2 tRNA genes and 3 rRNA genes are annotated in these 5567 nt (G+C 48.2%); all 5 read left to right on the top strand.

Features of this window, described 5'->3' with window-relative positions:
* Window positions 1-172 precede the first annotated feature (172 nt).
* A 16S ribosomal RNA gene (locus tag BLV99_RS17745) occupies window positions 173-1712 on the top strand.
* A gap of 61 nt (window positions 1713-1773) precedes the next feature.
* Window positions 1774-1850 (top strand) — tRNA-Ile (locus tag BLV99_RS17740).
* 50 nt (window positions 1851-1900) lie between these two features.
* A tRNA-Ala gene (locus BLV99_RS17735) sits at window positions 1901-1976 on the top strand.
* Between the two features lie 377 nt (window positions 1977-2353).
* Window positions 2354-5251 (top strand): 23S ribosomal RNA (locus BLV99_RS17730).
* Window positions 5252-5431: 180 nt separating this feature from the next.
* Window positions 5432-5546: ribosomal RNA gene (gene rrf, locus BLV99_RS17725) — 5S ribosomal RNA — on the top strand.
* Together the 16S, 23S and 5S rRNA genes with 2 tRNA genes alongside form the textbook arrangement of a ribosomal RNA operon.
* The last annotated feature ends 21 nt before the right edge of the window (window positions 5547-5567 follow it).

The following is a 5567-nucleotide window of genomic DNA, read 5'->3' as shown; positions in this document are numbered from 1 at the left end:
AAGAAGATCATTAAGAGATTATGAAGAACAACTTGTGTGGATTTTTACTGGTTGATTGATCGAAATTATTTTCATTGATTGATGGTAGAAATTACTCGAAGTTTATTTGAGAAATATTTGTCAGAAAATTGATGAGCCAAGATTGGCACCCTTTAAGGTGCTAAGCAATATTAAACTGAAGAGTTTGATCATGGCTCAGATTGAACGCTGGCGGCAGGCTTAACACATGCAAGTCGAGCGGAGATGAGGTGCTTGCACCTTATCTTAGCGGCGGACGGGTGAGTAATACTTAGGAATCTGCCTATTAGTGGGGGACAACATCTCGAAAGGGATGCTAATACCGCATACGCCCTACGGGGGAAAGCAGGGGATCACTTGTGACCTTGCGCTAATAGATGAGCCTAAGTCAGATTAGCTAGTTGGTGGGGTAAAGGCCTACCAAGGCGACGATCTGTAACGGGTCTGAGAGGATGATCCGTCACACTGGGACTGAGACACGGCCCAGACTCCTACGGGAGGCAGCAGTGGGGAATATTGGACAATGGGGGGAACCCTGATCCAGCCATGCCGCGTGTGTGAAGAAGGCCTTTTGGTTGTAAAGCACTTTAAGCGAGGAGGAGGCTACTTAGATTAATACTCTAAGATAGTGGACGTTACTCGCAGAATAAGCACCGGCTAACTCTGTGCCAGCAGCCGCGGTAATACAGAGGGTGCAAGCGTTAATCGGATTTACTGGGCGTAAAGGGTACGTAGGTGGTCTTTTAAGTCGGATGTGAAATCCCTGAGCTTAACTTAGGAATTGCATTCGATACTGAAAGACTAGAGTATGGGAGAGGATGGTAGAATTCCAGGTGTAGCGGTGAAATGCGTAGAGATCTGGAGGAATACCGATGGCGAAGGCAGCCATCTGGCCTAATACTGACACTGAGGTACGAAAGCATGGGGAGCAAACAGGATTAGATACCCTGGTAGTCCATGCCGTAAACGATGTCTACTAGCCGTTGGGGTCTTTGAGACTTTAGTGGCGCAGCTAACGCGATAAGTAGACCGCCTGGGGAGTACGGTCGCAAGACTAAAACTCAAATGAATTGACGGGGGCCCGCACAAGCGGTGGAGCATGTGGTTTAATTCGATGCAACGCGAAGAACCTTACCTGGTCTTGACATAGTAAGAACTTTCCAGAGATGGATTGGTGCCTTCGGGAGCTTACATACAGGTGCTGCATGGCTGTCGTCAGCTCGTGTCGTGAGATGTTGGGTTAAGTCCCGCAACGAGCGCAACCCTTTTCCTTATTTGCCAGCGGGTTAAGCCGGGAACTTTAAGGATACTGCCAGTGACAAACTGGAGGAAGGCGGGGACGACGTCAAGTCATCATGGCCCTTACGACCAGGGCTACACACGTGCTACAATGGTCGGTACAAAGGGTTGCTACCTAGCGATAGGATGCTAATCTCAAAAAGCCGATCGTAGTCCGGATTGGAGTCTGCAACTCGACTCCATGAAGTCGGAATCGCTAGTAATCGCGGATCAGAATGCCGCGGTGAATACGTTCCCGGGCCTTGTACACACCGCCCGTCACACCATGGGAGTTTGTTGCACCAGAAGTAGGTAGTCTAACCGCAAGGAGGACGCTTACCACGGTGTGGCCGACGACTGGGGTGAAGTCGTAACAAGGTAGCCGTAGGGGAACCTGCGGCTGGATCACCTCCTTAACGAAAGATTGACGATCGGTAAGAATCCACAACAAGTTGTTCTTCATGAAGATGTATCTGAGGGTCTGTAGCTCAGTTGGTTAGAGCACACGCTTGATAAGCGTGGGGTCACAAGTTCAAATCTTGTCAGACCCACCAATCTAACGAGAGCTAGAGAGAAGAAGATATATCGAATCTAATGATAAGCTGGGGACTTAGCTTAGTTGGTAGAGCGCCTGCTTTGCACGCAGGAGGTCAACGGTTCGACTCCGTTAGTCTCCACCATATATAAAGCTAGGTGATTACAGAATTTAGTAAATATACAATCAAATTATTGATTGGTATTGTGTTTATTAAATTCTGTGATTTATCACAGTTACCTACGATCTGACGAAGACGTAGTTAATCATTAACAGATTATAAATTTGAGTTGAAATAAATTGTTTAAACTCAGAACCAATTAAACACAGCAATGTGACACGCAAGTGACATGTTGAAGTGAATAAGAGGAACTGAGCACTAGCGATTAACTGAATCAAGCGTTTTGGAAAACGAACTAGATTGAAGCTGTACTGTGGTTAAATCCACGGACAACAAACTGTAAGGCTTAGGCCTGTCAAAGACACGTACTTGTAAGTGTCAGCGACTGTTTGGGGTTGTATAGTCAAGTAATTAAGTGCATGTGGTGGATGCCTTGGCAGTCAGAGGCGATGAAAGACGTAATAGCCTGCGAAAAGCTCCGGGGAGGCGGCAAATATCCTATGATCCGGAGATTTCTGAATGGGGAAACCCACTTACCATAAGGTAGGTATCGCATGATGAATACATAGTCATGCGAAGCGAACGAGGGGAAGTGAAACATCTCAGTACCCTTAGGAAAAGAAATCAATTGAGATTCCCTTAGTAGCGGCGAGCGAACGGGGAAAAGCCCATTAAGTTATCTAAGTTCTAGTGGAATGCTCTGGGAAGTGCAACCATAGTGGGTGATAGTCCTGTACACGAAAGGGCTTAGATAATGATGTCGAGTAGGGCGAGGCACGTGAAACCTTGTCTGAATATGGGGGGACCATCCTCCAAGGCTAAATACTCCTGACTGACCGATAGTGAACCAGTACCGTGAGGGAAAGGCGAAAAGAACCCCTGTGAGGGGAGTGAAATAGATCCTGAAACCGCATGCATACAAGCAGTGGGAGCCGGCATTGTGTCCGGTGACTGCGTACCTTTTGTATAATGGGTCAGCGACTTATATTCAGTAGCGAGGTTAACCGAATAGGGGAGCCGTAGAGAAATCGAGTCTTAATAGGGCGAATTAGTTGCTGGGTATAGACCCGAAACCAGGTGATCTATCCATGAGCAGGTTGAAGGTTGGGTAACACTAACTGGAGGACCGAACCCACTGTCGTTGAAAAGCCAGGGGATGACTTGTGGATAGGGGTGAAAGGCTAATCAAACTTGGTGATAGCTGGTTCTCCCCGAAAGCTATTTAGGTAGCGCCTCGGACGAATACCATTGGGGGTAGAGCACTGTTTCGGCTAGGGGGTCATCCCGACTTACCAAACCGATGCAAACTCCGAATACCAATGAGTACTATCCGGGAGACAGACTGCGGGTGCTAACGTCCGTAGTCAAGAGGAAAACAATCCAGACCGCCAGCTAAGGCCCCAAAATTATAGTTAAGTGGGAAACGATGTGGGAAGGCATAGACAGCTAGGAGGTTGGCTTAGAAGCAGCCACCCTTTAAAGAAAGCGTAATAGCTCACTAGTCGAGTCGGCCTGCGCGGAAGATGTAACGGGGCTAAAACTATATGCCGAAGCTGCGGATTTGCAATTTATTGCAAGTGGTAGGGGAGCGTTCTGTAAGCCGATGAAGGTGTATTGAGAAGTATGCTGGAGGTATCAGAAGTGCGAATGCTGACGTGAGTAACGACAATGCGAGTGAAAAACTCGCACGCTGAAAGACCAAGGGTTCCAGTCCAACGTTAATCGGGGCTGGGTGAGTCGACCCCTAAGGCGAGGCCGAGAGGCGTAGTCGATGGGAAATTGGTTAATATTCCAATACTTCTGTGTAATGCGATGAGAGGACGGAGAAGGTTAAGTCAGCCTGGCGTTGGTTGTCCAGGTGAAAGGTTGTAGGCATGTATCTTAGGCAAATCCGGGGTACTCTATGCTGAGAACTGATAGCAAGCTGTACTTGTACAGTGAAGTGGCTGATACCATGCTTCCAGGAAAAGTCTCTAAGCTTCAGTTACACAGGAATCGTACCCGAAACCGACACAGGTGGTCAGGTCGAGTAGACCAAAGCGCTTGAGAGAACTCTGCTGAAGGAACTAGGCAAAATGGTACCGTAACTTCGGGAGAAGGTACGCTGCCGACGGTGATGGGATTTACTCCCTGAGCGGTTGGCAGCCACAGAAACCAGGCCCCTGCAACTGTTTATTAAAAACATAGCACTCTGCAAACACGAAAGTGGACGTATAGGGTGTGATGCCTGCCCGGTGCTGGAAGGTTAATTGATGGGGTTAGCGTAAGCGAAGCTCTTGATCGAAGCCCCAGTAAACGGCGGCCGTAACTATAACGGTCCTAAGGTAGCGAAATTCCTTGTCGGGTAAGTTCCGACCTGCACGAATGGCATAATGATGGGGGCGCTGTCTCCAGCAGAGACTCAGTGAAATCGAATTCGCCGTGAAGATGCGGTGTACCCGCGGCTAGACGGAAAGACCCCGTGAACCTTTACTGCAGCTTGACATTGAACTTTGATCTTACTTGTGTAGGATAGGTGGGAGGCTTTGAAACTCGGACGCTAGTTCGAGTGGAGCCAATCTTGAAATACCACCCTGGTAATATTGAGGTTCTAACTCTGCTCCATTATCTGGAGCGAGGACCATGTCTGGTGGGTAGTTTGACTGGGGCGGTCTCCTCCTAAAGAGTAACGGAGGAGTACGAAGGTGCGCTCAGCGTGGTCGGAAATCACGCGTAGAGTATAAAGGCAAAAGCGCGCTTAACTGCGAGACCCACAAGTCGAGCAGGTACGAAAGTAGGTCTTAGTGATCCGGTGGTTCTGTATGGAAGGGCCATCGCTCAACGGATAAAAGGTACTCTGGGGATAACAGGCTGATACCGCCCAAGAGTTCATATCGACGGCGGTGTTTGGCACCTCGATGTCGGCTCATCTCATCCTGGGGCTGAAGCAGGTCCCAAGGGTATGGCTGTTCGCCATTTAAAGAGGTACGCGAGCTGGGTTTAGAACGTCGTGAGACAGTTCGGTCCCTATCTACCGTGGGCGTTGGAAATTTGAGAGGATCTGCTCCTAGTACGAGAGGACCAGAGTGGACGAACCTCTGGTGTACCGGTTGTGACGCCAGTCGCATCGCCGGGTAGCTATGTTCGGAAGGGATAACCGCTGAAAGCATCTAAGCGGGAAGCCTACCTCAAGATAAGATTTCCCAAGGACTTTATGTCCTCTAAAGAGCCGTTGAAGACTACGACGTTGATAGGTTGGATGTGGAAGTGCAGTGATGCATGAAGCTGACCAATACTAATTGCTCGTGAGGCTTGACTATACAACACCCAAACAGTTGTATTGCTCATCTAATTCGATACAAAATACTTGATTTAGTTCAAAAGCTAGTTACAATACCAACTCAAATTTAGCATAATCTGTTAATAACTCATTTGGTACAAAGTAAGGCATACGAAATAAACAGCGTAAATAAGACCCGAAAAAGTCCATAAACAGTTGTGCTGGCGACAATAGCAAGAGTGAACCACCTGATCCCTTCCCGAACTCAGAAGTGAAACCTCTTCGCGCTGATGGTAGTGTGGGGTTACCCATGTGAGAGTAAGTCATCGCCAGCTCATTATTCCTAAAAACACCCC

This window comes from Acinetobacter kyonggiensis (genome assembly GCF_900107285.1).
GTDB classification, from domain to species: domain Bacteria; phylum Pseudomonadota; class Gammaproteobacteria; order Pseudomonadales; family Moraxellaceae; genus Acinetobacter; species Acinetobacter kyonggiensis.
This window is presented reverse-complemented; position numbering and strand designations above follow the sequence as displayed.